Source organism: Streptomyces cyaneochromogenes (assembly GCF_003963535.1).
GTDB lineage: Bacteria > Actinomycetota > Actinomycetes > Streptomycetales > Streptomycetaceae > Streptomyces > Streptomyces shaanxiensis.
Map to the genome: position 1 here is coordinate 4197755 of NZ_CP034539.1, position 26826 is coordinate 4224580.

16 protein-coding genes and 1 pseudogene are annotated in these 26826 nt (G+C 72.2%); 7 read left to right on the forward strand and 10 right to left on the reverse strand.

Features of this window, described 5'->3' with window-relative positions; translation table 11 throughout:
• Window positions 1-137: 137 nt before the first annotated feature.
• Complete coding sequence (locus EJ357_RS18730) at window positions 138-2240, reverse strand: N-6 DNA methylase (RefSeq protein WP_407698523.1); 2103 nt, start codon at window positions 2238-2240, stop codon at window positions 138-140.
• A 229-nt stretch (window positions 2241-2469) separates the two neighbouring features.
• Here EJ357_RS18730 and EJ357_RS18735 point away from each other — a divergent pair, with 229 nt between their 5' ends.
• A complete protein-coding gene (locus EJ357_RS18735; RefSeq protein WP_126392767.1) occupies window positions 2470-3159 on the forward strand; it encodes a hypothetical protein in 690 nt (229 codons plus the stop codon).
• Between the two features lie 103 nt (window positions 3160-3262).
• Here the strand turns inward: EJ357_RS18735 and EJ357_RS18740 are convergent, their stop codons facing one another.
• Complete coding sequence (locus EJ357_RS18740) at window positions 3263-4006, reverse strand: N-acetyltransferase (RefSeq protein WP_175647436.1); 744 nt, start codon at window positions 4004-4006, stop codon at window positions 3263-3265.
• 83 nt (window positions 4007-4089) lie between these two features.
• Window positions 4090-4857, reverse strand: a complete 768-nt coding sequence (locus EJ357_RS18745) for an HNH endonuclease family protein (protein ID WP_126399651.1) — start codon at window positions 4855-4857, stop codon at window positions 4090-4092.
• Between the two features lie 226 nt (window positions 4858-5083).
• Here EJ357_RS18745 and EJ357_RS18750 point away from each other — a divergent pair, with 226 nt between their 5' ends.
• The gene (locus tag EJ357_RS18750) at window positions 5084-5266 is read left to right on the forward strand and encodes an Rv0909 family putative TA system antitoxin (protein WP_126392768.1); all 183 of its coding nucleotides are present in this window, start codon (window positions 5084-5086) and stop codon (window positions 5264-5266) included.
• Window positions 5267-5410: 144 nt separating this feature from the next.
• The gene (locus EJ357_RS18755; protein ID WP_126392769.1) at window positions 5411-5827 is read left to right on the forward strand and encodes an SgcJ/EcaC family oxidoreductase; all 417 of its coding nucleotides are present in this window, start codon (window positions 5411-5413) and stop codon (window positions 5825-5827) included.
• 56 nt (window positions 5828-5883) lie between these two features.
• On the opposite strand, the gene mfd is transcribed toward EJ357_RS18755, so the two are convergent.
• Window positions 5884-9414: a transcription-repair coupling factor gene (gene mfd, locus EJ357_RS18760; protein WP_126392770.1), complete on the reverse strand. Its 3531-nt coding sequence runs from the start codon at window positions 9412-9414 to the stop codon at window positions 5884-5886.
• 395 nt (window positions 9415-9809) lie between these two features.
• Here mfd and EJ357_RS18770 point away from each other — a divergent pair, with 395 nt between their 5' ends.
• A complete protein-coding gene (locus EJ357_RS18770) occupies window positions 9810-11276 on the forward strand; it encodes a DUF2079 domain-containing protein (RefSeq protein WP_126392771.1) in 1467 nt (488 codons plus the stop codon).
• Between the two features lie 131 nt (window positions 11277-11407).
• On the opposite strand, the gene EJ357_RS18775 is transcribed toward EJ357_RS18770, so the two are convergent.
• Window positions 11408-14002, reverse strand: coding sequence for an ABC transporter permease (locus EJ357_RS18775; RefSeq protein WP_126392772.1), 2595 nt, complete (start codon window positions 14000-14002; stop codon window positions 11408-11410).
• Window positions 13999-14787, reverse strand: coding sequence for an ABC transporter ATP-binding protein (locus tag EJ357_RS18780; protein WP_126392773.1), 789 nt, complete (start codon window positions 14785-14787; stop codon window positions 13999-14001). The genes EJ357_RS18775 and EJ357_RS18780 overlap by 4 nt, the downstream gene beginning before the upstream one ends.
• 392 nt (window positions 14788-15179) lie before the next feature.
• Between EJ357_RS18780 and EJ357_RS18785 the strand changes: the two genes are divergently transcribed.
• Window positions 15180-16688 carry an MFS transporter gene (locus tag EJ357_RS18785; RefSeq protein WP_126392774.1) on the forward strand — a complete coding sequence of 503 codons (1509 nt, stop codon included), beginning with the start codon at window positions 15180-15182 and terminating at the stop codon, window positions 16686-16688.
• On the opposite strand, the gene EJ357_RS18790 is transcribed toward EJ357_RS18785, so the two are convergent.
• Window positions 16669-17859, reverse strand: coding sequence for an alpha/beta hydrolase family protein (locus tag EJ357_RS18790; RefSeq protein ID WP_126392775.1), 1191 nt, complete (start codon window positions 17857-17859; stop codon window positions 16669-16671). The genes EJ357_RS18785 and EJ357_RS18790 overlap by 20 nt on opposite strands.
• A gap of 334 nt (window positions 17860-18193) precedes the next feature.
• On the opposite strand from EJ357_RS18790, the gene EJ357_RS18795 reads away from it, so the two are divergent.
• Window positions 18194-18703 (forward strand): DUF485 domain-containing protein, encoded by a 510-nt coding sequence (locus tag EJ357_RS18795; RefSeq protein ID WP_126392776.1) that lies wholly within the window; start codon window positions 18194-18196, stop codon window positions 18701-18703.
• On the forward strand, window positions 18700-20310 hold the full coding sequence (locus EJ357_RS18800; protein ID WP_126392777.1) for a sodium/solute symporter: 1611 nt from the start codon (window positions 18700-18702) through the stop codon (window positions 20308-20310). Before EJ357_RS18795 ends, EJ357_RS18800 begins: the two co-directional genes overlap by 4 nt.
• 1095 nt (window positions 20311-21405) lie before the next feature.
• On the opposite strand, the pseudogene EJ357_RS49390 reads toward EJ357_RS18800, so the two are convergent.
• From EJ357_RS49390 to EJ357_RS18815, 3 genes and pseudogenes are all read right to left on the reverse strand, one after another.
• Window positions 21406-22071 (reverse strand): annotated as a pseudogene (locus EJ357_RS49390) (phosphate ABC transporter substrate-binding protein); the annotation flags it as partial.
• A gap of 79 nt (window positions 22072-22150) precedes the next feature.
• A complete protein-coding gene (locus EJ357_RS18810) occupies window positions 22151-23038 on the reverse strand; it encodes a cellulose-binding protein (protein ID WP_126392778.1) in 888 nt (295 codons plus the stop codon).
• An 847-nt stretch (window positions 23039-23885) separates the two neighbouring features.
• Entirely contained in the window at window positions 23886-26825 is a 2940-nt protein-coding gene (locus tag EJ357_RS18815; RefSeq protein WP_126392779.1) for an SUKH-4 family immunity protein, read from the reverse strand.
• Window position 26826 lies beyond the last annotated feature (1 nt).

Sequence of the window (26826 nt, forward strand, 5' to 3'; positions counted from 1 at the left end):
ATTGTCGCTTCGAGCGTATAGGTGGACACCGACATACGGTCACCGGTTGTACCGAACCGTTGTCGTGCTGATCACGTCGCACGACGGCGCAGATCAGGCGGAGTCAGCGCCTCCGGATCAGCGGCTCGGCCGCCGGATCAGTCGGGCGCGACGGTCCCGTCCGTCAGGCCGTCGTACATGCCGCGCACCAGTTGTTCCCCGAGTCGGCCCGCGTGCCGGAGCGCCCGTTCGAACTCGTCGAGTGCGCGGAAGCGGGCGCCGTAGCGCCGTTGTTCGTCCAGCGGGAGCCGGGGCAGCTGGAGGCGGCGCACGTCGAGGCGGGTGGCGGTGGAGGCGTAGCTGCTGGCCTGGCGGTTGTTGGCGGTGCCGCGCAGGAAGCCGGCGAGGAACCAGGGGTCGAGCGCCGTGGGATCGGGGCGCAGCAGCACGAGGTTGCGGCCCAGGGCGGCGCCGCCGGTCGCGTCGTCGATCACGCGCGCGATGGAGCCGCCGCCGACGACCGGCACGACGACGTCGCCGGGTTCGGTCAGCACCGCTTCCTCGTCGCTCTCGGGCAGGGTCCCGGACGGGCCCGTTCCGGCGAGCACGTCATGGTCGGTGAGAACGGGCACGCGCGCGTGGCCGCCGTGTCCGCCGGTCCGCACCATCAGACCGCCCCCGCGCGCGAGTTCGCCGAGGGTGGTGAGCGGCCAGCGGGCGGGCTGGGCGGCGTCGGCGGGCGGCGGGGTGAGGTCGGCGGTCAGGCGCAGGGTCTCGCCGAGGCGCTCGCGCACGGCCGTGAGCTGTTCGGCGCCGTCGGCGGCCGTGGGGGGCGGGAGATGACGGGCGGGGGCGAGGTCCACGTCGTCGTCGAGGAGCTCGATGACGGGCAACGAGCGGGCCAGGCCCGGGCGTTCGTCGAGCGAGCCGGTGCGGTCGTGGACGCGCCAGGCGTCGAGGACGGCGTCCCGCACCGCCTGCCAGTCCGGCCCGCCCCGCCCCTCACCGGCGAACCGTCCCACGTCGGCGAGCAGCACCTCGGGCTGCCCCGGCGCCCGGTCGGGCCGGCGCAGCACCCACAGGTGGAGCGGGATGTTGTACGGCGGTGCCGCGCCGACCGGCAGGGCGATGACGGCACGCAGCGCACCGCGCCGCAGCAGGTCGGCGCGGATGCGGCGGCCGGAGCGGCGGGAGGCGGCGGCGGGCGGCATGAGCAGGACGGCGGTGCCGCCGTCCCTGAGGCGGGCGAGCGCGTGCTGCACCCAGGCCAGCTCGGACTCGTTGCGGGCCGGGAAGCCGAACTCCCAACGGGGGTCGTAGGCCAGTTCGTCGTGCCCCCAGTTGCGCTCGTTGAACGGCGGGTGGCACAGCACGGCGTGGGCGCGCAGCCCGGGGTGGGCGTCGGCCCGCAGGGTGTCACCGACGGCGCCGCTCACCGCGGCACCCGTCTGCAGGGCGAGCCGGAGCGCGGTGAGCGCGGCGAGTTCGGGGGTGCTGTCCTGGGCGTAGAGCTCCTGGTCGGGACGGGGGGTGACGGCACGCAGCAGGGCGCCGGTGCCGCAGGCCGGGTCGAGGACGGTGCGGGCGGGGCCCGACAGCTCGGCCAGGTCGGCCATGAGACGGGCGAGTTCGGCGGGGGTGAGCGTGTACTGGCGCGGGTTGGCGTCGAGGTGCCGGCCGAGCAGGAACTCGAAGGTCTGGCGGGCGCCGAGTTCCGCGGCCAGTTCGGCGGTGCCGCGCAGGAGGGGGGCGGAGGGGAGGAGCTCGGGGGCGGTGGGGAGGCGGACGGCGGGGGTGGCCGGTGGCGTGGCCGGCGAGGTGGGCGTGCCGTGAACGGTCGGCGACGCGGCTGCAGCGGACGGGGTGTTCACATGGGCCGGGGTGTTCACACCCAGCCTCGGCGCGAGCACCTGTTCCAGCGCACCGGGCAGCGTCGCGGCGAGCCGCTCGTCGGAACCGGCGCCGACCTCCAGCCAGACGGTGGGCCGGTCATGGATGAGCAGGAGGACACAGCCGGCGTGGATCAGGGCGGTGACCGGGCCCTCGGGATGTCCGGCGAGCTGCTGCCAGACGCGTTCCCGCAGGGGGACCTCGGCCAGTTTGCCCTGGTTGCGCAGCCAGGCCTCGACTTCGGCGAGGGCGAAGGAGGGGCTGGTCTCGGTGCCGCCGACCGGCTTGGGGAAATCGGCGTGCCGGCGGCGCCAGTTACTCACGGCAGCACGCCCCACGCCGGCGAGCCGGGCGATCCCGGCCGCGGTCACCTCTGTCGCGTTGTCCTGCCGCACCCGCCCGCTCCCCTCGTCGTCCCCGCGCGTTCGCGTGTGACGCCGAGCATACCGACGCACACAAGAGCCACTCATTCACGACCGTGTACACACGATTTTTCGTGAACCGTGTTGACTCGGTTCACACGCACTGCTCTTATTGACCCAGCGAACGAGCGACTGCCGATCGGCGGCGGTCGCCGTGCTCGGGGAGGGGAACAGAGCCATGGGCATGAAGGGCAGGATCGCGCTGGGGGCCGTCGTGGGGATCGTGGTCATCGGCGCCGTGTCGGCGAACGCCGGAAGCGGTGGCGACGGCGACTCCGGCAGCGGCGACCAGGGCTCTTCGGCGTCCGCGGAGCGCAAGGACGGCGGCGAGCGGGGGGACGAGGACACGGCCGAAGTCGCCGAGAAGAGGACCGCGTTCGCGGGGGACGGTGACTTCCAGGTCGGTACGGACGTCAAGCCCGGCACCTACCGCACCACGGGCAACACGGATGGCATGTGCTACTGGGAGCGGGCCAAGGACTCCTCCGGCGAGATGGACTCGCTACTGGCCAACGACAACGTGACCGGCACGAGCTACGTCACCCTCAAGGCCACCGACAAACTGTTCACGTCGAGCGGCTGCAAGGACTGGGAGGCCGTCGACGAGAAGGCGAAGGGCTCCCCCGCCTCGGCGATGGCCGGCGAGGGCGGCATGTTCAGGGTCGGCGTCGACATCGCCCCGGGCACCTACAAGTCCACCGGCAACACGGACGACTCCTGCTACTGGGAGCGCACCAAGGACGCCGAGCACGGCATCGACTCGATCATCGCGAACAACAACGTGACCGGTACGGCCGTCGTCACCGTCAACGCCTCGGACGGGTACTTCAAGACGACCGGCTGCCAGGACTGGAAGAAGTCCGGCTGACCCGGCCGACTCGCACGGCACGGCCGAAGACCCGTATCGGCGTACGGCATCCCTCACGGCTCGGGGCGCGACGCGAACCACTCGACGCGCGCCCCGGGCCGGCTCACAGCGGGTGCCGCATCCACACGTTGGGCTCGACATACACCGCGTGGTCCCGCTCCGGCTCGCACCGCACCGGCACCAGCGCGCCGGGGACCTCGATGTCGCCCGCGGTGTCGAAGGGCAGGCCGGTCCACTCGCGCCACTGCTCCAGGGAGCCGGCGACGGTCATGGAGGCCGGGGCGACGGAGTCGATGGTGGCGCCGGCGCGGGCGTGGACGCGCAGCCACGGGTCGTGGGGCAGGCCGTCGGGGCGTACGCGACGGGCGTACTCCTCGATGGGGGTGTGCGGTTCGAGGTGCTTGGCGTTGGGGCGGACCGGGGCGACGACCTCGCCGAAGCCGTGGGCCCGGGCGTTGTCGCGCATCGCGGAGAGCATCCGGGCAGACAGGCCGCCGCCCTGGGCGTGCGGGGCGATGACGACGGAGATGGCGCTGACCGTGTCGGGCCGGACGCCGCCGCGCAGGTCGGCGAAGGCCCACACCAGCACCTGGTCCCAACCGCGCCCGGGCAGCCGGCCGCGGCCCTCCGCGGCGAGCGCGAACGGCACGCTGTAGGCATGGGCGACGACCTCGCCCCGCTCGTCCTCGGCGAACTGCACGTACTGCGGGAGTTCGTGGGCGATCCGGCCGTAGTGGGCGTTGCCCACGAGGTCCTGGACCACGAACTGCGGCCATGTGTCGGCCATGCCGACGACGCGCTCGAGCATCTCGGGGCGCTCGGCGAGGGTCGATACCTTCAGCTCCATGACCGGCACCGTAGACACGGGACGGCTACGCCGGAAAGCCGTTTTCGACGCCCCCGACGCCCCGGCGCGCGCCGGGCCGCGGGTCATCCCCCGCACTGGCGCAGCATCGTCTCCTTGTCGGCGGCCGTCACCGGCAGTTCGTACTTCAGCGACACCTGGGCGAAGCGCACCGCGTACGAGCAGCGGATCCCCTTGTTCGGGGGCAGCCAGGACGCGGGGCCGGAGTCGCCCTTGGAGCCGTTGGTCGGGCCGTCGACCGGCATGAGATTGAGGGGGTCGTTGGCGATGTCCTGCCGCTTGCCCTTCGGCCAGCGGGAGGCGCCCATCTGCCAGTCGTACGACAACGGCATCACGTGGTCGATCTGTACGGTCGTGGCGCGGGACTTGGCCCAGTCGATCGTCCGGCCCGTGTACGGGTCGCGCAGGGTCATGGAGCTGACGACGCAGTCCGAGCCGGAGCGGAAGCGGAGGTCCTCGCCGTCGCGCTTGAGGAGGTCGTTGCGGGTGTCGCAGCCGTTGCGGGCGAACGGGATGCCGCCCGGGGCGGAGTCCATCCAGGCGTAGCCGAACTTGTCCCGGTCGTAGCCCGTTCGGGGACCGCGGCCCTTCGTCGCCACCTTCTCGATCAGGTCCCGTGCCTCGGCCCGGTCGGCGTCGGAGGTGAGGGGCGCGAGCCCCGGTTTCGTGCCGTCGGGGTTGTCGAGCGGGCTGGTGGCGCGGCCGGAACCCGTGGCGGGGACGGAGCCGGAGGGCCCGCCGTCCCCGGACAGGTCGACGTTCTCGCACCCCGCCAGTACCAGCACCATGCCGAGCATCGCCGCGGCGCTCGCCGCCCCGCCCCTCAGACGCATCACGATGCGCCCCTCCCCTTGCAGCCCGTTCCGCCCCGCAGAGGCGGTTTTCCCTGGTACGCCGTCACGAACACGGTAGCGACGACGGCGAACACGGTAGCGACCCGGCACACGGCGGCATTCAGGCGGCTCGCACCGGAGGTCCAGACCACCCATGGGCCAACCGCGCATACTTCACAACCCGGGCGTATCGTCGGTGGTGAATCATCTCCGGAAGGAGCTCTGGATGGGCATCTTCGACAGGTTCAAGAACCGCCACGCGCAGGACAAGGCCAGGGACATGTCCGACGCCGGGGAGCGGAAGGCCAACGAGAAGACGGGCAACAAGTACGAGAGCCAGGTCGACGACGCGCAGCAGCGGATGGAGCGCGGACTCGGCATGGACCGCGACAGGCCCGACCAGCCGTAAGGCCGAAGACCCACGGAGGACCACGAGCCCGCTTTCGCTGAACCACCTTGAGAACGGCGGCCGTCCGCGGAGTCACTCCTTCCGCGGGCGGCTTCTCGCGCAACACTTGACCTCAAGTCCGCTCGAGGTACCAGAGTGGTCGCCATGACCACCGAAACCGCGGACATCAACACTTCCGAAGCGGCCGACCTGAAGGCCATCGCCCAGGTCGTCGCCGACGTCGAACGCACCCAGCGCGCCAAGGACCCCGACGGCTTCCTCGCCCTCTTCCACCCCGACTCCCTGTGGACGACCGCCCACGGCAAGGTCCTCATCGGCTTCGACGCCATCGCCGAGTTCACCCGTGCCGTGCTGCCCACCGCCACCTGGGACGGCGAGGTCACCTACGAGGTGGCGCACACGCAGTTCCTGCGGCCCGACGTGGCGGCCGTCAAGGTGCGGCAGGTCTACCACTCACCGGCGGGCGACACGGAGGGCGCCCCGCTGTACGTCATGACGAAGCAGGACGACGGCAGATGGCTGCTGCACGCCTGCCAGAACACCGAGGTGCGGGGCGAGTAGGGACAGAGGGTGCGGCACCGTCTGCGGGTGCCGCACCCAGTCCGGCCACGGCCCGGTCAGGACCCCAGAATCGACGCCAGGAACTCCCCGACCCACCCGAGCAACTCCCGCCCGACCAGCGGCTTCCCGCCCACCTTCGCGGTCTTCGGGCGCGGCACCAGGACCTGGTGCACCGCCGGCTTGATGACGGAGCCCGGATACAGCCGCTTGATGCGCAGCTCCTGCGACTCTCGCAACTCCACCGGGGCGAAGCGGATGTTGTTGCCCTGCAGGACGATCTCGCCGACGCCGCACGCGCGGGCCAGCATGCGCAGGCCCGCCACCAGGAGGAGGTTCTCGACCGGCTCCGGCAACTTGCCGTAGCGGTCGGTGAGTTCCTCTCGTACGGCCTTGACGTCCTCCTCCGTGTTGGCGGAGGCGATGGAGCGGTAGGCCTGGAGCCGGAGCCGCTCGCCCGGCGCGTAGTCGTGCGGGACGTGTGCGTCGACGGGGAGCTCGATCTTGACCTCGAGCGGCGGCTCCTCCTCGACGCCGCCCTCCAGCGAGGCGCGGTAGTCCGCGACCGCCTCGCCGACCATACGGACGTACAGGTCGAAGCCGACGCCCGCGATGTGGCCGGACTGCTCGCCGCCCAGCAGGTTGCCGGCGCCACGGATCTCCAGGTCCTTCATGGCGACGTACATGCCCGCGCCCATCTCCGTGTGCTGGGCGATGGTGGCGAGGCGCTCGTGGGCCGTCTCCGTGAGGGGCTTCTCCGGCGGGTACAGGAAGTAGGCGTACCCGCGCTCGCGCCCACGCCCGACACGGCCGCGCAGCTGGTGCAGCTGGGACAGGCCGAAGTTGTCGCCGCGCTCCACGATCAGGGTGTTGGCGTTGGAGATGTCGATGCCGGACTCGACGATCGTGGTCGAGACGAGGACGTCGAACTTCTTCTCCCAGAAGTCGACGACCACCTGCTCCAGGGCCTGCTCGGACATCTGGCCGTGGGCCGTCGCGATGCGTGCCTCGGGGACGATCTCGCGCAGGCGCGCGGCCGCCCGGTCGATCGACTCGACCCGGTTGTGGATGTAGAAGACCTGGCCCTCGCGCAGCAGTTCGCGGCGGATCGCGGCGCCGATCTGCTTCTCCTCGTACGGGCCGACGAAGGTCAGGACCGGGTGGCGCTCCTCGGGCGGGGTCGTGATCGTCGACATCTCCCGGATGCCCGTGACCGCCATCTCCAGGGTCCTCGGGATCGGGGTCGCGGACATCGTCAGGACGTCGACGTTCGCGCGCAGCTTCTTCAGCTGCTCCTTGTGCTCGACGCCGAAGCGCTGCTCCTCGTCGACGATGACCAGGCCGAGGTCCTTGAACTTGGTCTCCGACGAGAACAGGCGGTGCGTGCCGATGACGATGTCCACCGCGCCGTCCTTCAGGCCCTCCAGGACCGCCTTCGCCTCCGTGTCGGTCTGGAAGCGGGACAGGGCCCGGGTGTTCACCGGGAACTGCGAGTAGCGCTCGGAGAACGTCCCGAAGTGCTGCTGCACCAGGAGGGTCGTGGGGACGAGTACGGCCACCTGCTTGCCGTCCTGGACCGCCTTGAAGGCGGCGCGGACCGCGATCTCCGTCTTGCCGTAGCCGACGTCGCCGCAGATCAGGCGGTCCATCGGGACCGACTTCTCCATGTCCTCCTTGACCTCGGCGATGGTCGTCAGCTGGTCGGGCGTCTCGGCGTACGGGAAGGCGTCCTCCAGCTCGCGCTGCCAGGGCGTGTCCGGGCCGAAGGCGTGTCCCGGGGCCGCCATGCGCGCGCTGTAGAGCTTGATCAGGTCGGCCGCGATCTCCTTGACGGCCTTCTTGGCCCGCGCCTTGGTCTTCGTCCAGTCGGCGCCGCCCAGCCGGTGCAGGGTGGGCGCCTCGCCGCCGACGTACTTGGTGATCTGCTCCAGCTGGTCGGTGGGGATGTACAGCCGGTCGCCGGGCTGGCCGCGCTTGGCGGGGGCGTACTCGACGACGAGGTACTCGCGCGTGGCGGCCTGGACGGTGCGCTGCACCATCTCGATGTAGCGGCCCACGCCGTGCTGCTCGTGGACGATGTAGTCGCCCGTCTCCAGGGTGAGCGGGTCGATGGTCTTGCGGCGGCGGGCCGGCATCCGGGCGCCGTCCTTGCCGGCGGCTTTCTGCCCGGTGAGGTCGGTCTCGGTCAGGACGGCCAGCTTGAGCAGGGGGTCGACGAAGCCGTAGTCGATCGAGCCGCACGCCACGTGCACGACGGACGGGGAGATCTCGCCCAGGTCCGCCTCCAGGCGCGCCGCGACGCCCTCGCCGCCGAGCACCTCGACCGTGCGGGCCGCCGGGCCGTGGGCCTCGGTCACGAAGACCGTGCGCCAGCCCTCGGCGAGCCAGCCCTTGGTGTCGGCGAGGGCCCTGGCGGTGTCGCCACGGTAGGACTCGGGGGCGTGCATGCCGAGCTTGAGGGTGTCGGCGTCGAGCGTCTCGTCGGCCGCGAACGGCGAGACCGACCACCACAACATGTCCAGCTCGCGAGCGCGGTCGCGGACGTCCGCGATGGACCACAGCGAGGCCGCGCCGACGTCGATGGGCGCCTCGCCGCCGCCGGCCGTCGCGGCCCAGGAGGCCTGCAGGAACTCCTGCGAGGTGGCCACGAGATCGGCGGCACGCGTGCGTACCCGCTCCGGGTCGCACACGACGGCCATGGCGCCCTTGGGCAGGACGTCGAGCAGCAGCTCCATGTCGTCGACGAGGACGGGGGCGAGGGACTCCATGCCCTCCACCGCGATGCCCTCGGCGATCTTGCCCAGGAGTTCGCCGAGCTCGGGGTGCTGTTCGGCGAGGGCACGCGCGCGTGCGCGTACGTCGTCGGTGAGGAGGAGCTCGCGGCAGGGCGGGGCCCACAGGCCGTGCTCGGCGACCTCCAGGGAACGCTGGTCGGCGACCTTGAAGTAGCGGATCTCCTCGACGTCGTCGCCCCAGAACTCGACGCGCAGGGGGTGTTCCTCGGTGGGCGGGAAGACGTCCAGGATGCCGCCTCGGACGGCGAACTCGCCGCGCTTCTCGACGAGCTCCACGCGCGCGTACGCGGCGGCGGCGAGGTCCTCGACGATGGTGTTGAGGTCGGCCGTCTGTCCGGTCTTCAGAGCCACCGGTTCGAGGTCGCCGAGACCCTTGACCTGGGGCTGCAGGACGGAGCGGACCGGTGCCACGACGACGGAGACCGGGCCCGTCTCGGGGTCGTCCGGGCGAGGGTGGGCCAGGCGGCGGAGTACCGCGAGCCGTCGTCCCACGGTGTCGCTGCGGGGGCTGAGGCGCTCGTGCGGGAGGGTCTCCCAGGACGGGTACTCCACGACGCCCTCCGGGGGGAGGAGGGAGCGCAGGGCCGCCGCCAGGTCCTCGGCCTCCCGGCCCGTCGCCGTCACCGCGAGGACCGGGCGGCCGGTGTCGCGGGCGAGGGCGGCGACCGCGAACGGGCGGGCCGCCGGGGGGCCGACCAGGTCGACGTGCATGCGGTTGCCGTCTGCGGCCGCCGTGATCGCTTCCGCGAGGGCGGTGTCCTTGACTACGGCGTCGAGCAGACCGTGCAGGCTCATTCGGGGGCGCTTTCCGTCCAGGGTGGGCAACACGAAGGGCCCGACGCGTGGTACGGGCCGGGGGTTCCAGCGTACGTCGCTGCGGGGGCGGGTGCCGGGGGCTGTGGACAACGTCGGGTTCTCTGATACGGGGGCGGCACTGCGGCGGGCCTCGCCTTTTCTCGCCCCCGCCGCCCCTACCCGTCCCGTCCTTCTGGGGCTCCGCCCCAGACCCCGCTCCTCAAACGCCGGAGGGGCTGAATTCAGCCCGTCCGGCGTTTGAGGACGAGGCCCGTTCAGGGCCGAAGCGGGGGTCCGGGGGCGGCAGCCCCCGGGGACGGGACGGGTAGGGGCGGCGGGGGCGAAGAAAACCGGGCGACTACAGGCCAAACATGTACACCGCGTAAGGTCCCCTCATGCCCACCCCCACACCCTCCGCGGCGCCGAACACGTCCTCCGACCCCCACATACCGGCGCCGGCGACACCCCCGTCCTCGGAGACCGAGCGGCGGCGGCGCGACGCGGCCCGGCGCGATCCGTGGCTGCTCGCCGCGGCGCTCTTCGTCGGCTACGCGGTCGTCTCCGTCGGGCGTTATCGGCATCTGGGGCAGCGGTCCTGGGATCTCGGCATATTCGAGCAGGTCATCCGCTCGTACGCGCATCTGCAGGCCCCCGTGGCCGACCTCAAGGCACCGGGCTTCAACATCCTGGGCGATCACTTCAGCCCGGTCACCGCGCTCCTCGCGCCTGTCTACCGCCTCTTCCCCTCACCGGTCACGCTGCTCCTCGCCCAGGCCGCGCTGTTCGCCCTGTCCGCCGTTCCGGTGACCCGCGCGGCCGCCCGCCTGCTCGGGCGCCCGCGCGGGCTCGCGATCGGCGTCACGTACGGGCTGTCGTGGGGGCTGCAGCAGGCCGTCGACTTCGACTTCCACGAGATCTGTTTCGCCGTACCGCTGATCGCCTTCAGCCTGGAGGCGCTGCTCGCCCGGCGCCATCGTGCCGCCCTGCTGTGGGCGCTGCCCCTCGTCCTCGTGAAGGAGGACCTGGGGATGACGCTCGCCGTCCTCGCCCTGGTCGTCGCCCTGAAGGCCAAGGAGAGCTCACCGCGCGCCGCCCGGTACGCGATCGGCGTCGCCGTCCTCGGCGTGGTGGCCGTCGCCGTCACCCTCCTGCTCGTCATACCGAGCTTCAACACGGCGGGCACCTACGACTACTGGAACAAGGTCAGCGAGTCGGGCGACGGCGGCGGACCCTTCGACGGCCTCGACACCAAGCTCCGCACGCTCGGCTGGCTGCTCATCCCCACCACCGGGCTGCTCGCCCTGCGGTCCCCGATCCTGCTCATCGCCCTGCCCACCCTGGGGTGGCGGTTCGTCTCCTCCTACTCGGAGTACTGGGGCACCGACTGGCACTACAGCGCCGTGCTGATGCCCGTCGTCACGTTCGCCCTCGTGGACGCCCTCGACAGCGCCCGGCACAGCACGCGCGCGTGGCTGCGGTCCTACGCCCGACACGTGCCCGCCGCCGTCGCCGCCGCGTCCCTCGCGCTGACCACCTCGCTGCCGCTGTCCGCCCTGACCGAGAGCGAGATCTACCGCAAGCCCGCGCGCGTGAGCGCCATCGAGCGGCTGCTGGCGGAGGTGCCGGACGGGGCCTCCGTCGAGGCGAACATCGCTCCGATCAGCCGGCTCACCTCGCGTTGCCGCGTCTTCTGGATCACCAACACGCGCGGCATCAACCCCGACTTCATCGCCCTCGACAACTCCCGCAAGCGCTACCGCGACGTCGAGGCGTACGCCAAGGCCCTGCACCCCGACGCCCTGTACACCGTCCACGGCACCGCCTACGGGGTCGTACTCCTCAAGCGGCAGAGCCAGTCATGACTGGGGGCCCGGTCCGGAAGGTGTTCCCCCCGGACCGGGCCCGTCCCCCGCAACCCCCGTGTGCGGTGGCTATTTGGTGGCTGTTCAGCCGCTACACGGTCGCTTCGGCCGCTACACGGTCGCTTCGGCCGCTATTCGGTCGCAATCGCGTTCAGTACGTTCATCCGGCCCGCCCGGAACGCCGGGATCAGTGCCGCGAACAGCCCCACGAACGCCGAGCCGATGAAGACCCCGATGATCGTCGGCCAGGGGATGTCGAGGACGTTCATGCCCTCCAGGGCCAGCAGCTTGTGGGCCGTCGCGCCCCAGCCCATGCCCAGCCCCAGGCCCAGGAGGGCGCCGAACAGGGCGATCACGACCGACTCCATGCGGATCATGCGGCGCAGCTGGCGGCGGGAGAGGCCGATCGCGCGCAGCAGGCCGATCTCCCTCGTCCGCTCGACCACCGACAGGGCCAGGGTGTTCACGACACCCAGGACCGCGACGATGATCGCCAGGGCCAGCAGACCGTAGATCATGTTCAGGAGCTGGCCCATCTGGTCCTTGAGCTCCTGCTTGTAGTCGGTCTGGTCGCGCACCGGGTACTGCGGGTAGTCGTGCAGCGACTTCTTCAGGGCCGCGTACGCCGCCTCCTCCTGGCCTTCCTTCGCCTTGCCGAGCAGCATCTGGCTCTGCGGGATCCGGTCGGCGGGGAGGTACTTCTGCAGCGTCTCGATGCTGATGTAGCGCGCGCCCTGGTCGAAGGAGGTGTCGTCGTCCGTGATGGCCGCGACCTTCAGTTTCGCCGTCTCGCCGCCCTTGAAGGCGACGCTGATGGTGTCGCCGACGTGCACGCCGTGCTTGGTGGCGTAGTCGGAGCCGACCGACATGGCGTCCTTGCCGTAGGCGGCGGACAGGGTGCCCTCCGTGGTCGTACGGCGCAGGTCCTCGGCGTACGTCGGGTCGGCGGCCGTGACGCCGGTGTCATCGGTCTTGCCGTCCGGGGAGGTCAGCGTGGCGCCGACGTCCTTGGAGCGGGTGACGTGCTCCAGGCCCGGGGTCTGCCGCATCGCCTTCTCGGCGTCGGCGACGATCATCTGCTGGCCGCGCATGACGATGAAGTCCGCGCCCACCGACTTGTCCAGCTCGCTCGTCGCCGAGGCGACCATCGAGGAGCCGACCACCGACAGGCAGGCCACCAGCGCGAGGCCGATCATCAGGGCGGCGCCCGTGGCGCCGGTGCGGCGCGGGTTGCGCAGGGCGTTGCGCTCGGCCATGCGGCCGACCGGGCCGAAGGCCCGCAGGAGCACCGCGCTGATCACCCGGACCACGCCGCCCGCGAGCAGCGGGCCGATGACCACGAAGCCGATCAGGGTCAGCACCACGCCGCCGCCCAGCATCAGCGAACCCTCGCGCGCCTTGTCGGCCGTGGCCGCCGCGTAGAGGGCGAGGGCGCCCGCGCCGGTCAGCGTCAGGCCGATCAGGCCGCGTATCCAGCCCGCCTTGCCGTCGGCCGGCGTGCCGGCGTCGCGCAGGGCGGCCATCGGGGAGACCTTGCCGGCCCGGCGGGCGGGCAGGTAGGCCGCCAGCACCGTCACCACGACGCCGAGGACGAGGCCGACGACAGGGGTCGTCACCTTGATCGTCAGGTCGTCGGTGGAGAGGTTCATGCCGGCCATCGACATGAGCTTCATGAGGCCGATCGCGATGCCGACTCCGGCGCCGACGCCGAGTACCGACCCGACGAAGCCGAGCAGCAGCGCCTCCACCAGCACCGACCGGTTGACCTGTCGGCGTGAGGAGCCGATCGCCCGCATGAGGCCGATCTCGCGGGTGCGCTGGGCGACCAGCATCGAGAAGGTGTTGATGATCAGGAAGATGCCGACCAGGAACGCGATCCCGGCGAAGCCGAGCATGGCGTACTTCATGACGTTCATGAACTCGCCGACGTCCTTGCGGTTCTCGTCGGCGGTCTCCTTGGCCGTCTGGATCTTGTACGCGCCATCGGACGCGCCGTTGGACGCGCCGTTCAGCGCCTCGGCGACGTTCTTCTTGAGCTGCGCGTCGCTCACGCCGTCCGCCGCCGTGACGGAGACCTGCGTGAACCGTCCGGTGGCGCCGAGCAGGGCGCGCTGGGCGGTCTCGGTGTCGAAGTAGACGACGGCCGCGCCGGGGTTGGTGACCTTCCAGGAGGCGATGCCGACGATCCGCGCGCGGATGTCGCCGGTGGCGGCGATGGTGCGCAGTTCGTCGCCGAGCTTCAGGTCGTGCTTGTCGGCGGTGTCCGCGTCGACCATGACCTCGGTGGGCCCGCGCGGGGCGTGCCCGGAGGTGATCTCCATGGACTTCAGGTCGTTGCGGGTCCAGTTGCCGGCGAAGGTGGGAGCGCCGGTGGAGGAACCCATGTTCTTGTTCTCGGAGTTGACGACGGTCACGCTCGTCGAGGCGACCGCGCCCTCCGCCTTCTTGACGCCGTCGACGGCCGCGACCTGCTCGACGGTCGAGGCGGGCAGCGAGGCGGGCTTGCCGGTGCCGGCGCCGTCGTCCTCGTCCTCGGCGTCCTTGGAGCTGACCGTGACGTCGGACGACGTGACCGCGAAGAGCTTGTCGAAGGTGGTGTTCATCGTGTCGGTGAACACGAGCGTGCCGCACACGAAGGCGACGGACAGGAGCACCGCCACGGCCGACAGGGCCATGCGCCCCTTGTGCGCGAAGAAGTTGCGCATGGAGGTCTTCAGGACGGTCATGACGTACGCCCCCGGGCGTCGAAGTCCTTCATGCGGTCCAGGACGGCGTCGGCGGTCGGCTTGTACATCTCGTCGACGATGCGCCCGTCGGCGAGGTACAGCACCCGGTCCGCGTACGAGGCCGCGACGGGGTCGTGGGTGACCATCACGATGGTCTGCCCGAGCTCGTCCACGGACCGCCGCAGGAAGCCAAGCACTTCGGCGCCCGCGCGCGAGTCGAGGTTTCCGGTCGGCTCGTCGCCGAAGATGATCTCCGGGCGGGCGGCGAGGGCGCGGGCGACGGCGACGCGCTGCTGCTGGCCGCCGGAGAGCTGGGTGGGCCGGTGCTTGAGCCGGTCTGACAGACCGACGGTGTCGACCACGCGCCCGAGCCACTGCTTGTCCGGCTTGCGGCCCGCTATGTCCATGGGCAGCGTGATGTTCTCGAGGGCGTTGAGCGTCGGCAGCAGGTTGAACGCCTGGAAGATGAAGCCGATCCGGTCCCGGCGCAGCCGCGTGAGCTTCTTGTCCTTCAGGCCGGTGATCTCGGTGTCGTCGAGGTAGATCTGGCCGCTGGTGACGGTGTCGAGCCCGGCGAGGCAGTGCATGAGCGTGGACTTGCCGGAGCCCGAGGGGCCCATGATCGCGGTGAACTGGCCACGCGCGATGTCCACGTCGACATGGTCCAGAGCGACGACCCGGGTCTCCCCGGACCCGTACGCCTTGACGACCTGCCGCGCCCGCGCGGCAACGGCCGTTCGCCCTCCAGTGCCCCCGTGCCTGGGAATGGTCACAGCCGATGTCACGGTATGTCTCCTAAGTCGGTCAGCAGGTGAATCGCGAGAACTCGCTACGGCAGTCAGTCTCGTGGCGGGAGAGGGTCCGGCGCGCTGGTGCCCGGCCCCGTCTTGTGCGGGGGAAAACCCCACCCCCATGGGTTCGGTCAGCCGCCCCCCAGCGGCGTAAAGCCAGGCTAAGGACGAGCGGTACCCCGTCTCGTCCTCCGGCGGTACGAACCCTCCCCGAGACCTGGTACGGAGATCCCCCTAGGGGCTGTCCTCCCACCGGTGGAGCTCTTCTCGGGGTCGTCTCCCCCCTCGGACGCATCCAGCCTCCACCCTCCCGCAACGTCAGGGTCAAGTGGGAAGCTGTTCGGCGGCAGATAGATGCAAGGGGAAACCAAAAGGGAAGGCACCCGGTGGGCAGTACGACACCCGCGATACGCGACACCGCACAGCGCACCGGAAACGGCAAGCGCGCGGCGGTGGTCGCGGCCCTGATGCTGGCGATGGCGCTGGCCGCCCTGGACGCCACCATCGTCTCCACGGCCGTACCGCAGATCGTCGGCGACCTGGGCGGCTTCTCCGTCTTCTCCTGGCTCTTCTCCGGATACCTGCTGGCCGTGACCGTGACCCTCCCGGTCTACGGCAAGCTCTCCGACACCTTCGGCCGCAAGCCGGTGCTGATCGCGGGCGCGGCGGTGTTCCTGCTGGGGTCGCTGCTGTGCGCGGTGGCCTGGAACATGTGGGCGCTGATCGCGTTCCGGATCGTGCAGGGGCTGGGCGGCGGAGCCCTTCAGGGAACCGTCCAGACCCTGGCCGCCGACCTGTACCCGCTCGAGGAGCGCCCGAAGATCCAGTCCAAGTTGTCCACGGTGTGGGCGGTTTCGGCGGTGGCCGGACCGGGGCTGGGCGGAGTCCTCGCGGCGTACGCGGACTGGCGCTGGATCTTTCTCATCAACCTGCCCATCGGGGCGGTGGCGTTGTGGCTGATCGTGCGTCATCTGCACGAGCCGAAGCGCGAGACGACGGGCACGCGCGCGCGTGTCGACTGGGCCGGCGCTCTGGCGGTGTTCGCGTGCGGAGGCGTGCTGCTGACGGCGCTGGTGCAGGGCGGGGTGGCATGGCCGTGGCTGTCGGGACCGTCGATCGCCCTGTTCGGTACGGGACTGGCGCTCGCGGCGGTCGTCGTGGTGGTGGAGCGCCGGGCGGCCGACCCGATCATCCCCGGCTGGGTGTGGCGCCGGCGGACGATCGCGGCGGTGAACCTGGCGCTGGGCGCGCTGGGTCTGCTGATGGTGGCTCCGGCGGTCTTCCTCCCCACCTACGCCCAGTCGGTCCTCGGCCTGGCCCCGGTGGCGGCCGGATTCGTGCTGTCCGTGTGGACGTTGAGCTGGCCGGTGTCGGCGGCTCTCAGTCAGCACGTTTACCGAAAGATCGGCTTCCGCAACACGGCGATGCTCGGGATCGGCACGGCGTCCCTGATCCTGCTGGCGTTCCTGTTCCTGCCCTACCCCGGGCACGCCTGGCAGCCGACTGTGCTGATGCTGCTGCTGGGAGCGGCGCTGGGCCTGTTCCAACTGCCGCTGATCGTCGGCGTGCAGTCGACGGTCGGCTGGTCGGAGCGCGGTACGACGACGGCGTCGGTGCTGTTCTGCCGGCAGATTGGCCAGACCTTGGGCGCGGCGCTGTTCGGTGCCGTGGCGAACGGCGTGCTGGCGTCGCGGCTCGGCGGGGCGAGCGACCTGGACTCGGTGACACGGGCCCTGGATTCCGGCGGAACGGCCCCGGAGGCCACCAGGCGGGCCATCGCCGACGCGGTGCACGCCGTGTATCTGGGGGCGTCGTGCGCGGCGGCGTTGGCCTTCCTGGTGCTGTTGCTGCTGGCGCCCAGGCGGTTCCCCGTCCTCAAGGAAGACGAACGGTGACCTCGGGACTGGCCGGTGACGGGCCGTCGAGCAGCGGCTGCGGGACGCCCTTCAGGTGCAGGTCGAAGAAGGCGGTGACGTACGCGCGCGTGAGGACCTGCGAGCGCTCGTAGGGCAGCGTCGCAGGGTCGGGGATTGCGGCCAGCTCCGCGAGGAGAGGTACGTCGGTGAAGGAGCTGTGGCCCGCTCCGGCGAAGCTCAGCCAGCGCTTCCAGCCGTCCAGGTGGGCCCAGGCCTCGTTCCAGTCGCGGTCATCGGTCCTGGCCTGCTGCCCGAGCATCAGGAAGGGGCGGCCGCCGAGGCCGGTGTCCGGGACGGGGACATGGAACGTGCCGTCCATGTTCACGCCGGCCCGCACGCGTGCGTCGGCGGCCATGGTCGCGGCTGTGGAGGCGCCGCCGACGGAGTGGCCGCCCATGCCGATGCGCTCGGTGTCGATCACGCGCGCGTACCGCCACGCGGGATGGCGGCCGGTGAGCCGGTCGACGACGAAGGAGAGGTCCTTCGCACGGCTCTCGGCGACGGCCGAGCCGTCCGGCCCCGTCTCGCCGCAGAGGGCGCAGGGCAGGGTCTGCCCGTCGGGGAGGGTCGTTCCGGCGTTCTCGTACGGGTGGTCGACGACCGCGACGACATAGCCGCGGGCGGCCAACTCCTCGGCGAGACCCGTGAGGGTGGCGCGCTGGAACGTGAACCCGGGCGAGAGCACGACGAGCGGGAACCGTCCGCGCGCGGGGCGGGCATCGGGGTGCGCCCAGGTACGGACGCCGCTGAGCGTCTCGGGCGGGACGGCGGAGTCCGGCGCCCTCAGCTCAAGGAGGAGACGGGCCTCTTCGGTGGTCATGTAGGGGGCCGTCGGTCCGCCCGTACCGGGCCGTGCGGGGTAGTACATGGACACCATCAACTGGCGCGCCCCGGCGGACGGAACCCACGGATCCGGACGATCGGCGTCGACGAGGTGGAGGGTGCTGCGGCCTACGGCGTGCGGGCCGGTGGGGCGGGGAAGTTGGGCCGCCGCGGCGACGGAAGCCGAGGCGGAGGCCGGCACGGAGGCTGCGGAAGTGGCGGGGGCGGCGGGGGCGGAGCTCGCGCCGACGGCCGGCAGGGTCAGGGCGGGTCCGAGCACGAGCACGAGGGACGCGGCCGCCGCGGCTAACAGGCGTGGTCTGTTCATGCCGAGGACGTTAGGCCGCAGGCCCGTGGGCCCACGTCGCCCCGAAGTCGCAAGTCCCCCTGATGTGTTCCCCTACTTCGTCCCCACCCCCTCGTTCACCTCAAGTAGCGCCCCCGTCGCCTCCCGTAGCCTTGAAGCCGATTCAAAAGTCTGAGTTAACCGGGGTAACAACCCAGGTCAGACGGCATTCTGCGCAGTAAGCGCATACCGACCACTCAGTTTGATGAAACCCTCGACCACTCCCGGTACCGCGCAGTAACGTGCGTGGCTCGCCCGCCCCCCACAACTCCCTGCGGTCCGCGCACCGGACCCGAGCCACGCAAGGAGCACCGGGATGTCCTCCCCGTACCACCCGTACGACCCGCACGACCGGCACCACCCGCACGACCCGTTCTCACCGTCCCCGCGGTACCCGGCGCCCCCGGCGACTCCGTCCCCGTCGTACGCCACCTACCCCTGGCAGCCCCCCGTCCCGCCGGAACCGACCGCACCCCCGCGCCACCGGACCCCGGACCACCCGCCCCTCGGGCACCACAGCGACCTGCGGATCCTGCGCACCGCCTACCGCTGGCAGCGGCGCGTGGCGACGCTCACCGCGCTCGGGTACTTCACCCTCTTCCTGATCCTGTCCGCCGGCGCGCCCGGGTTCATGACGAGCACGGTCACCGACGGGCTGCCCGTCGGCCTGCTCCTCGCCCTGCTCCAACTGCCGGTCACCTGGCTGGCGATCTGGCTGTACGAGCACACGGCCAGCCGCTACGTCGACCCGCTCGCGGACCGTATCCGCAAGGAGGCCGCGGTCGACGCCAAGCGCGATGCGGGCAAGAGGGAGGCCGGGCGATGACGGACTTCAGCTCGGACGCGCAGGCGTGGTCGCTCGTCGCCTTCTGCACCGTGGCCACGATCACGCTGCTGCTGTGCGTGATGATGGGCCCGGACCGGGACGACCTCGACGAGTTCTACACCGGCTACAGCTCCCTGTCCCCCATGCGCAACGGCCTGGCGATCGCGGGCGACTACATCAGCGCGGCGACCGTGCTGGGCACGACGGGCGTGATCGCGCTGTGCGGCTACGACGGCATCGTGCTGGCGCTGAGCACGGCCCTGTCGCTGATGCTGCTGATGTTCCTGCTGGCCGAACCCCTGCGCAACGCGGGCCGGTTCACGATGGGCGACGCGCTGGCACGCCGGATGCCGGGCCGGGCCGTGCGGGTCGCGGCCTGCGCGGTGACGCTGGCCGCGCTGCTGCCGCTGATGCTGGTGCAGTTGGCGGGGACCGGGCAGTTGCTGGCATTCATCCTGGGGTTCTCGGGCGACTCCCTGAAGACGGGGTGCATCGTCGGGCTGGGTGTGCTGATGATCAGCTACGCGGCGATCGGCGGGATGAAGGGCACGGCCCTCATCCAGATCCTGAAGATGGTGATGCTGCTGGGGTCGGGCGCCGTGGTCGCCGTACTGGTGCTGCGGCGGTTCGACTGGGATCCGGTCGCGCTGTTCGACGCGGCGGCGGCACAGAGCGGGGTCGGCTCGGCCTTCCTCGAGTCGGGGCTGCAGTTCTCGGGCGGTCCGCATCCCAGCCTCGACATGATCAGCTCCCAGATGGCCGTCGTCCTCGGCGGTGCGGTTCTGCCGCACATCACCATGCGTATGTACACGGCGACCGGCGCGCGTCAGGTGCGGCGGTCCATGTCCTGGGCGGTGTCCAGCGTGGCGGTGTTCGTGCTGGTGATCACGGTGGTCGGCTTCGGTGCGACGGCGCTGATCGGGCGGGAGGTGATCGCCGGGGCGGATCCGCAGGGCAACACGGCCTATCTGCTGGGTACCAGGGCCGCGTTCGGCGCCGACGTCTCCACCACGGAGACGCTCGTGTTCACGGCGGTCACCACGGCCATCTTCCTGACCGTGCTCGCCTCGGTCGCCGGCATGATCCTCGCCTGCGCGAACTCCCTCGCCCATGACGTGTTCGCCACCCGGCTGCGGGAGCTGTCCGGCCGCCGCGAGATGGCGCTGGCCCGGCTGTCGGCGCTGGCGGTGGGCGTCCCGGCGATCGTGCTGGCGACGATGGTCCAGCACCGCAGCCTGCAGCCACTGGTGACCCTGTCCTTCACCCTCGGCGCCTCCGCCATCGCCCCGGCGCTCGTCTACAGCCTCTTCTGGCGCCGGTACACCCGCGCCGGCCTGCTGTGGACCCTGATCGGCGGCTCGGCGGTGGTGCTGGTCCTGATGCCGGGAACCAACCTGGTGTCCGGCTCACCGATCTCCGCCTTCCCCGAGGCCGACTTCAACTGGTTCCCTTTCACGACACCCGGTCTCGTGTCGATACCGGCCGGCTTCCTCTTCGGGTGGCTGGGGACGGTCGTGTCCGGGCGGGGCAAGGAGGAGGAGCAGCGGCGGCAGTACGAGGCCGTGGAGGGGTGGATTCTGGCGGGGGCGGTGCGGAGGGGGAACTGAGCGGGGGTGATGGGTGCGGCGGGGACTAGCGGGGGGGTGATGGGTGCGGCGGGGGACTAGCCGGGGGTGATGGGTGCGGCGGGAGCCGCGGGAGTGGCCCGGGATTCGGGTCACTCGCGGGGGCGGGCCGCATTTCGGCGTCCGGGTCTTCGGGTTCGCGGGGGCGGGCTGCCTTTCCGCGTCCGGGACTTCGGGGCACGCGCCGGGGCCGACGCCATGTGCGATCCGGGCCTTCGGAGCACGCGCCCGGCGGCCAACTGCATCCCCGCAGCCGGACCTTCGCGCCACTCACCCGGCGGCCGGCTACATCCCGGCGGCCAGCCGCACCCCCGCGGCCAGACCTTCGCCCTACTCACCGGGCGGCCAACCACACCCTCCCGCGTCCGGACCTTCGGGCCACTCACCGGGGCGGGGCTGCATTTCGACATCCGGGACTTCGGGGCACCCGCCGAGGCCGACTCCACCTGCCGTACGGGCCTTCGGGGCACGCGCCCGGCAGCCAACCACACCCCCGCAGCCGGACCTTCGCGCCACTCACCCGGCGGCCGGCTACATCCCGGCGGCCAGCCGCATCCCGGTGGCCGGACCTTCTCCCCACTCACCGGGCCCGGGCTACCTCCCGGCACCCCAACCTCCACGTCACTCGCCGGAGGCGGCCCGCATCTCGGCGTCCGGGTCCTCGCCTGTCTCCGGCCGGGGTTGATTGCCGCGGGCGCGCAGCAGGTCCGCCCGGGCGTAGGTGAGATGAGCGACCGCCTTGATGATCGCGGCCGCGCCCGCGGTGACGCCCGAGGTGAGGCCCGCGATCGCCACGATGACCTGTGCGGTCTCGGAGGCGTCGAAGCCGAGGGGGTGGGGCTCGTCCAGCAGGGGCCGGGCGGCGAGGAACGCGATGGCGTATCCGAGCAGGGCCACCGCGGCCAGGAGGATCACCTCACGGAAGCGCCGGACGGGGTCCGCGACCTGCACGGAGGCGCTGGGGACGTGGTGGCGCCCGCGGCGTCTGAGCACCGCCGCCGCGAAGGCACCCAGCGCGGCGGAGGCCACGGCGACGCCGACCACCTGCGCCGCGGTCACGCCCCCACCGCCGGACACGTCGTCGCGGGTGAGGACCACCCCGGCGAGAACCAGGACGCAGAACGTCAGCGCGAAGGCGACCAGCCGGGCGGCGTTGTTGAACAGCGGCGGCCTGTCGTCCGGCGTCACGGCGCGGTTGGGGTGCACCTCGCCGTCCCGGATGCCGCCGAGCAGCCGTACCGGGCTGCCCACGCGGCCACCCGACAGCAGCACCAGCACCTTGAAATGGTCGCCCTGGTGGAGCGGCACGCGCGGCAGGCGCAGCCGGTTGCCCTCGTAGGCGAAGCCCCGGGACGAGGTGAAGTGGCCCATCAGATGATCGAGGTAGGGCGGCTGGGTGACCGAGACCCCCCGGACGGAGCGGTCGGCGAACACCACGGTCAGGCCATGGGATTCGGGGCCCGTGTAGTCGTCGCGGTCGATGCTCCGCGAGCCGTCGTTCTCGACGCGCAGCAGCACGAGGGTCGCGTCGTCCATGCCGGGCGCCTCGTCGAACAGGCCCAGCCGGACACCGGCCGGTCTGCGCCACGCGTCGTCGTCGACCGGGCTGTCCAGCTGCACCCGGTAGCCGATCCGCTTGCGCCCCGGCGCCCCGCGGTCGTACCAGACCGTGGCCACCGAGGCGACGACACCCACGACGACCGCCACCACGGCTACGACATCCTGCGCGCTCAGCCAGTCCACGGTGCCTCAACTCACGTCCGATGCCGGGCAGTTCCCGACCCCACCCTGCCCGAACGTACCGGCCCGCAACCGGCGTCGCTCACTCCAGGGCGGCCTGCCGGGTCAGCGTCGCCAGGCTGTTGCGCAACTGGTTCATGTGCGTGCGGACCTCGTCCCACTTCTTGCCGTGCTCATGGAGTACCTGCTCGGTCTCCCGGGCGATCTCGTCCGCGCGCTTGTGGGCCGCCGCGAGCACCTCGGTCGCGTGCGCCTGCGCCTCCTCCTGGAGCCGTTTCGCCGATGCCTCCGCGTCCGCGAGCACCAGTTCCGCCTCGGCCACCGACGCCTCGGCCAGCGCCACCCGCTCCACCTCCGACGCCCTCAGCGCGGCAACCTTCTCCTCGGCCTCCCGCTCGGCGTCGGCCCACCGATCGGCGTGCTCCTTCGCCTGGTCGGCGAGCAGACCGTTGGTGCGCTGCCGCGTCTCCCGCAACGGGCCGAGCACCTCCCCGCGCCCGTCCTTCAGCGCGCGTTTCGCGGCGATACGGATCTCCCCCGCCTCACCGCGGGCCGCGAGCAACCGCTGACGGGCGTATTCGTCGGCCTCGGCGCCCACAGCATCGGCATGCGCCTGCGCCGCCTCCCGCACGCCCTCCGCGTACGCCTGCGCCTCCTCCACCATGCGCCGCGCCTCCTGCCGCGCGGCCTCCCGCACGGCCGCGGCCTCCTCCTCCACCAACTCGAAGATCCGCCGCGCGCCCTCCCCGAGCGTCTCGTACGTCTGCGGGGCCAGCTGCGCCACCGTCTCCCGCAACCGCTCCGCCTCCTCGTCCATCTCCCTGGCGAGCACGGTGAGCCGGGCAGCCCGTTCCCAGGCGGCGTCACGGTTCCGGAAAAGGGCGTCGACATAGGCATCGACCTGGTCGGGACGGTAGCCACGCCCTCGTACGACCACGAAGTCGTGGAACGAGCCGGGTGCGCTGCTCATCCTGGAACCCCTCTCCGCCGGGGATACGAAAATGATGATTTAGCGCACATCTTGATGTATGGGGCGGAAGCGTTCATAACGCGACACTCCGCACACGGGACACGGGCGGAGGCACTGAGCCCCGCAGGAAAAGCGCATACGGGCGCATACGAAAGGGCCGGCTCCCCGTCGCACAACCGGAAGCCGGCCCTTTCACTCCCGCACGCCGCCGCGGCGGCAGCCGGGTGATGTCACATCACGTCACGACGAGCGGCCCGGTGACGCGATCTCGTGGAGAGCGGCCGGGGCCGCCGGGTCGTGTCGCCTTGCGGCGAGCGGCGGGCCACCGGACGGCGGCCCCTCAATGCGAGCAGCCGCAGCAGCCAGACGGCGCCACCTCACGGCAAGCAACGGGGCCGCCGGGTGGTGCCACCTCACGGCGAGCAGGCGGGGGCGCCGAGAGGCGCCACGTCGCGGCGAGCAGCCGCAGCCACCAAGCGGCGCCACGTAACGGCAAGCACCAGGGCCGCCGGGTGGTGCCACCTTGCGGCAAGCGACCAGGGCCGCCGGACGGTGGCCCGAGCAGCTGGGGCCACCGGAAGGTGGCCCCTCCGCAAGCTGCGCAGCGGCCAGACCGCGCCCACGCAGCCAGCAACCTGGGCCACCGGGCGTCAGGTCGCGGCGAGCAGGCGGGGCCGCCGAGAGGCGCCACGTCGCGGCGAACAGCCGCAGCCTCAGCCTCCAAACGGAGCCAGCAACCTCACGGCAATCAGCCGCCGCGCAGCCAGACCGCGCCCACACGCAGCCGGCAGCCCCAGCCACCCGACGGGGCCACCTCACGGCCTGCGGCCACCGCAGCCCCGCGATGTCACAGCAACCCGTCCCACATCTGCTCCAGCAGCACCGACCACCAGCTCTCCGGTGAGCCGAGCGCCGCCGGGTCGAGGGAGGCGAGCTGGGCCTGGAAGTCGACGGTCCAGCGGCCCGCCTGTTCCTGGGTCAGGCCGAAGCGAAGACGCCACATGCGGCCGAGCAGCGCCAGGCAGCGCTGGAACTCGGGCAGGCCCGTGTTCACGAACTGCGGCGGCACCGGCGCACCGCCCGGCCCCGCCTCCACCGGCACGGCGACGATGTTCGCCGTCCCGTACTGCACACAGAGCGCCTTGCCGAAGTCGCTGCCCATGACGAGGTACGACCCCGCGTCCGAGGCCGGCTGCACCCCGCGCTCCTGCGCCAGCTCCGCCAGCGTCGGAACCGGCCGCCCCGGCTGGGCCTGCGCCCAGAAGAACGGACCGACGTCCATCGGCAGACCGCCGACGACCAGACTGTGCGCCACGACCGGCGGCACGCCCTGCCGGGACACGGCGGCCTGCTCGAACCGGAAGATCCCCGGCCCGAACGCCCCCGCCAGCTCCTGCGCCACGCCCTCCGGCGGAATCGGCGGCACCGGCTGCACCTGCGGCAGCGGGGCGCGCACCGGCGCCGGGCGGGCGGGCCCGTCGGCCACCTGGTGCAACTCACCCTGGTGCACCAGCAGCTGCCCCATCCCCTGCTGCCGGCTCGCGTGATCCGTGCCGTACGGCGCGATCGACGTGATCCGCGCCTGCGGCCACTGCTCCCGGATCATCCGAGCACAGTACGCACCCGGCAGCTCGCACGACTCCAACTCCGTGTGCAGCTCCAGCACCTGGTCCGGCGGCACGTTCATGCCCCGCAGCTCATGGAAGATCTGCCACTCCGGGTGCGGCGTACCCGGCGCCGAACGCCGGATCAGCTGCTGCTCCGACCCGTCCTGCGCGCGGTAGCGGAGGACGGCCTGGTAGCCGGGGCCGACGGTCGGCTGACCGGTGGGCTGCGGGTAGCCGTATGCCGGGGGCTGGCCCGGGGCGGAGGGCTGCGCCGGGGCCGGTGCCGGGTGGCCGGGTTGGCCGAGCCGGCCGGGGGGCGGCGGTACGGCACCTGGCGGCATCGGGGGCTGAGGGGCGGCCGAGGGCATGCCCGGGGCGCCGGGCATACCGGGGCCGCCTGCCAGGCCGGGGGCGCCGGGAGGCTGTGGCGCCCCGGGCGCACCGGGCGCAGGGGGCATACCGGGAGCGCCAGGAGCACCCGGCACACCGGGCGGCTGCGGAGCGCCAGGCATGCCCGGGGCACCCGGAGCACCGGGCGGGTTGGGGACGCCCGGAGCACCGGGCGCCTGCGCCGACGGGACACCGGGGCCGCCCACCGGGGGCGCCGCCAGCACGGTCTCCGCATGGTGAACGGCACCCCGAGCACCGCCCGCGGACCCCTGGCCGCCCTGCCCACCGGGGGCACCGAGAGGCTGCGGGGCGGCGCCGGGCGCACCCGGAGCACCGGGGACGCCAGGAGGCTGTGGAGCGCCGGGCACGTTGGGGACACCCGGCGGATTCTGCGCACCCGGAGCACCAGGGGCGCCGGGCGCACCGGGCGCACCCGGAGGCTGCGGCGGACCGCCCATCTGACTCGGGTCGGCCAGCACAGTGGCCGCATGGTGCACAGCACCCGGAGGCGTACCGGGCGGATTCGGTCCGCCAGGCCCACCGGGAGCCCCGGGAGCGCCCGGCGCACCCGGCGCACCGGGCGGCTGCGGAGCGCCAGGCATACCCGGGGCACCCGGAGCACCCTCAGGCCCGTCCGGCCCCAACGCGGACACGAGCTGCGTCGGAACGTACCCACCCGCAGGCGTCCCCGGCGCACCCGGGGTGCCCGGCGTTCCCGGTGCAGACGGCGGCGGAGGCGGCGCACTCCCCGCCCGCGCACCCGGCGTCCCCGGCGCACCAGGCGGAGGAGGCGGCGCCGCCCCACCCCGCGCACGCGGCGGAGGCGCCGCCTTACTGGTCGCCGCATCGGCGATGTCCCCGGCGTTAGACGCGAGCGGCCGCCCCGGCGCACCCGGCGCACCCGGAGCCTGCGGCACACCAGGAGCCTGCGGCACACCCGGGTAGCCGTACGACGGCGCACCCGGCCCAGGCGGAGGCGGCGGCGTGGCACCCGGCGGAGGCGTACCCGGCACCGGCGGCCCAGGCGGCGGAACCTGACCGCCACCCGACAACAGCGCCGTCCTGTCATCCGGCAGCGCGCTGTCGTCACCGCTCAACGGCGGCGCGAACACCGTCTCCGGCAAGGGCACGGAACGGTCCTCCCCGGCATCGCCACCGGTGTCCGTCCCGGCCCACGGAGTCGCGCCTACGGGCACACCAGGCGCACTCGGCACACCAGGCGCAGGAGCCGCCGGAGCCCCGCCCTGCGTCCGAGGCAGCGCTCCACCACCGGACGTACCAGCGCCAGAACCGCCAGAACCATCAGAACCGTCAGAAGCACCGGAACCGCCGGAACCCGACCCCGCTCCGGCCCCTGTCCCGGCACCGGTCCCCGCCCCCGAATCCCCAGCCCCGCCATCCCGCCGAGCATCCGAGATCCCCAACTTGTCCGCCGCCTCCTGCAACCACTCCGGCGGCGTCAACAGGAACGACGTCTGATTCAGATCCACCCGAGCCGGAGCGGCCGGCGCCGGTTGCGCCGCCGCGCCGCCACGGCCGTACTCCTCCTCGTACCGGCGGATCACCTCACCCACCGGCAGCGACGGCCACAACGTGGCCTCCCCGCTGTCCCGGGCGAGCACCAGCCGCTGACCGCCCCCGTCCGAACTCGGCCCGCCCGCACGGTCCTCGGCCCACACCACGAACCCGAGCTCGAACTCCCGCACCCGCACCTCACGATGCTGGTACGACGGCACATCCCCGTTGATCCACTCTTCCGCGCGCTCCTGCGCCTGTGCGAACGTCACCATC

What these genes read in the sequence shown, in the direction of transcription:
- EJ357_RS18770 (WP_126392771.1), top strand. Translation starts at nt 9,810, where the DNA reads ATGCCCACCCCCACACCCTCCGCGGCGCCGAACACGTCCTCCGACCCC.
- EJ357_RS18745 (WP_126399651.1), bottom strand. Translation starts at nt 4,857, where the DNA reads ATGCGTCTGAGGGGCGGGGCGGCGAGCGCCGCGGCGATGCTCGGCATG.
- mfd (WP_126392770.1), bottom strand. Translation starts at nt 9,414, where the DNA reads ATGAGCCTGCACGGTCTGCTCGACGCCGTAGTCAAGGACACCGCCCTC.
- EJ357_RS18790 (WP_126392775.1), bottom strand. Translation starts at nt 17,859, where the DNA reads ATGAACAGACCACGCCTGTTAGCCGCGGCGGCCGCGTCCCTCGTGCTC.
- EJ357_RS18800 (WP_126392777.1), top strand. Translation starts at nt 18,700, where the DNA reads ATGACGGACTTCAGCTCGGACGCGCAGGCGTGGTCGCTCGTCGCCTTC.
- EJ357_RS18795 (WP_126392776.1), top strand. Translation starts at nt 18,194, where the DNA reads ATGTCCTCCCCGTACCACCCGTACGACCCGCACGACCGGCACCACCCG.
- EJ357_RS18775 (WP_126392772.1), bottom strand. Translation starts at nt 14,002, where the DNA reads ATGACCGTCCTGAAGACCTCCATGCGCAACTTCTTCGCGCACAAGGGG.
- EJ357_RS18750 (WP_126392768.1), top strand. Translation starts at nt 5,084, where the DNA reads ATGGGCATCTTCGACAGGTTCAAGAACCGCCACGCGCAGGACAAGGCC.
- EJ357_RS18740 (WP_175647436.1), bottom strand. Translation starts at nt 4,006, where the DNA reads ATGGAGCTGAAGGTATCGACCCTCGCCGAGCGCCCCGAGATGCTCGAG.
- EJ357_RS18810 (WP_126392778.1), bottom strand. Translation starts at nt 23,038, where the DNA reads ATGAGCAGCGCACCCGGCTCGTTCCACGACTTCGTGGTCGTACGAGGG.
- EJ357_RS18735 (WP_126392767.1), top strand. Translation starts at nt 2,470, where the DNA reads ATGGGCATGAAGGGCAGGATCGCGCTGGGGGCCGTCGTGGGGATCGTG.
- EJ357_RS18815 (WP_126392779.1), bottom strand. Translation starts at nt 26,825, where the DNA reads ATGGTGACGTTCGCACAGGCGCAGGAGCGCGCGGAAGAGTGGATCAAC.
- EJ357_RS18755 (WP_126392769.1), top strand. Translation starts at nt 5,411, where the DNA reads ATGACCACCGAAACCGCGGACATCAACACTTCCGAAGCGGCCGACCTG.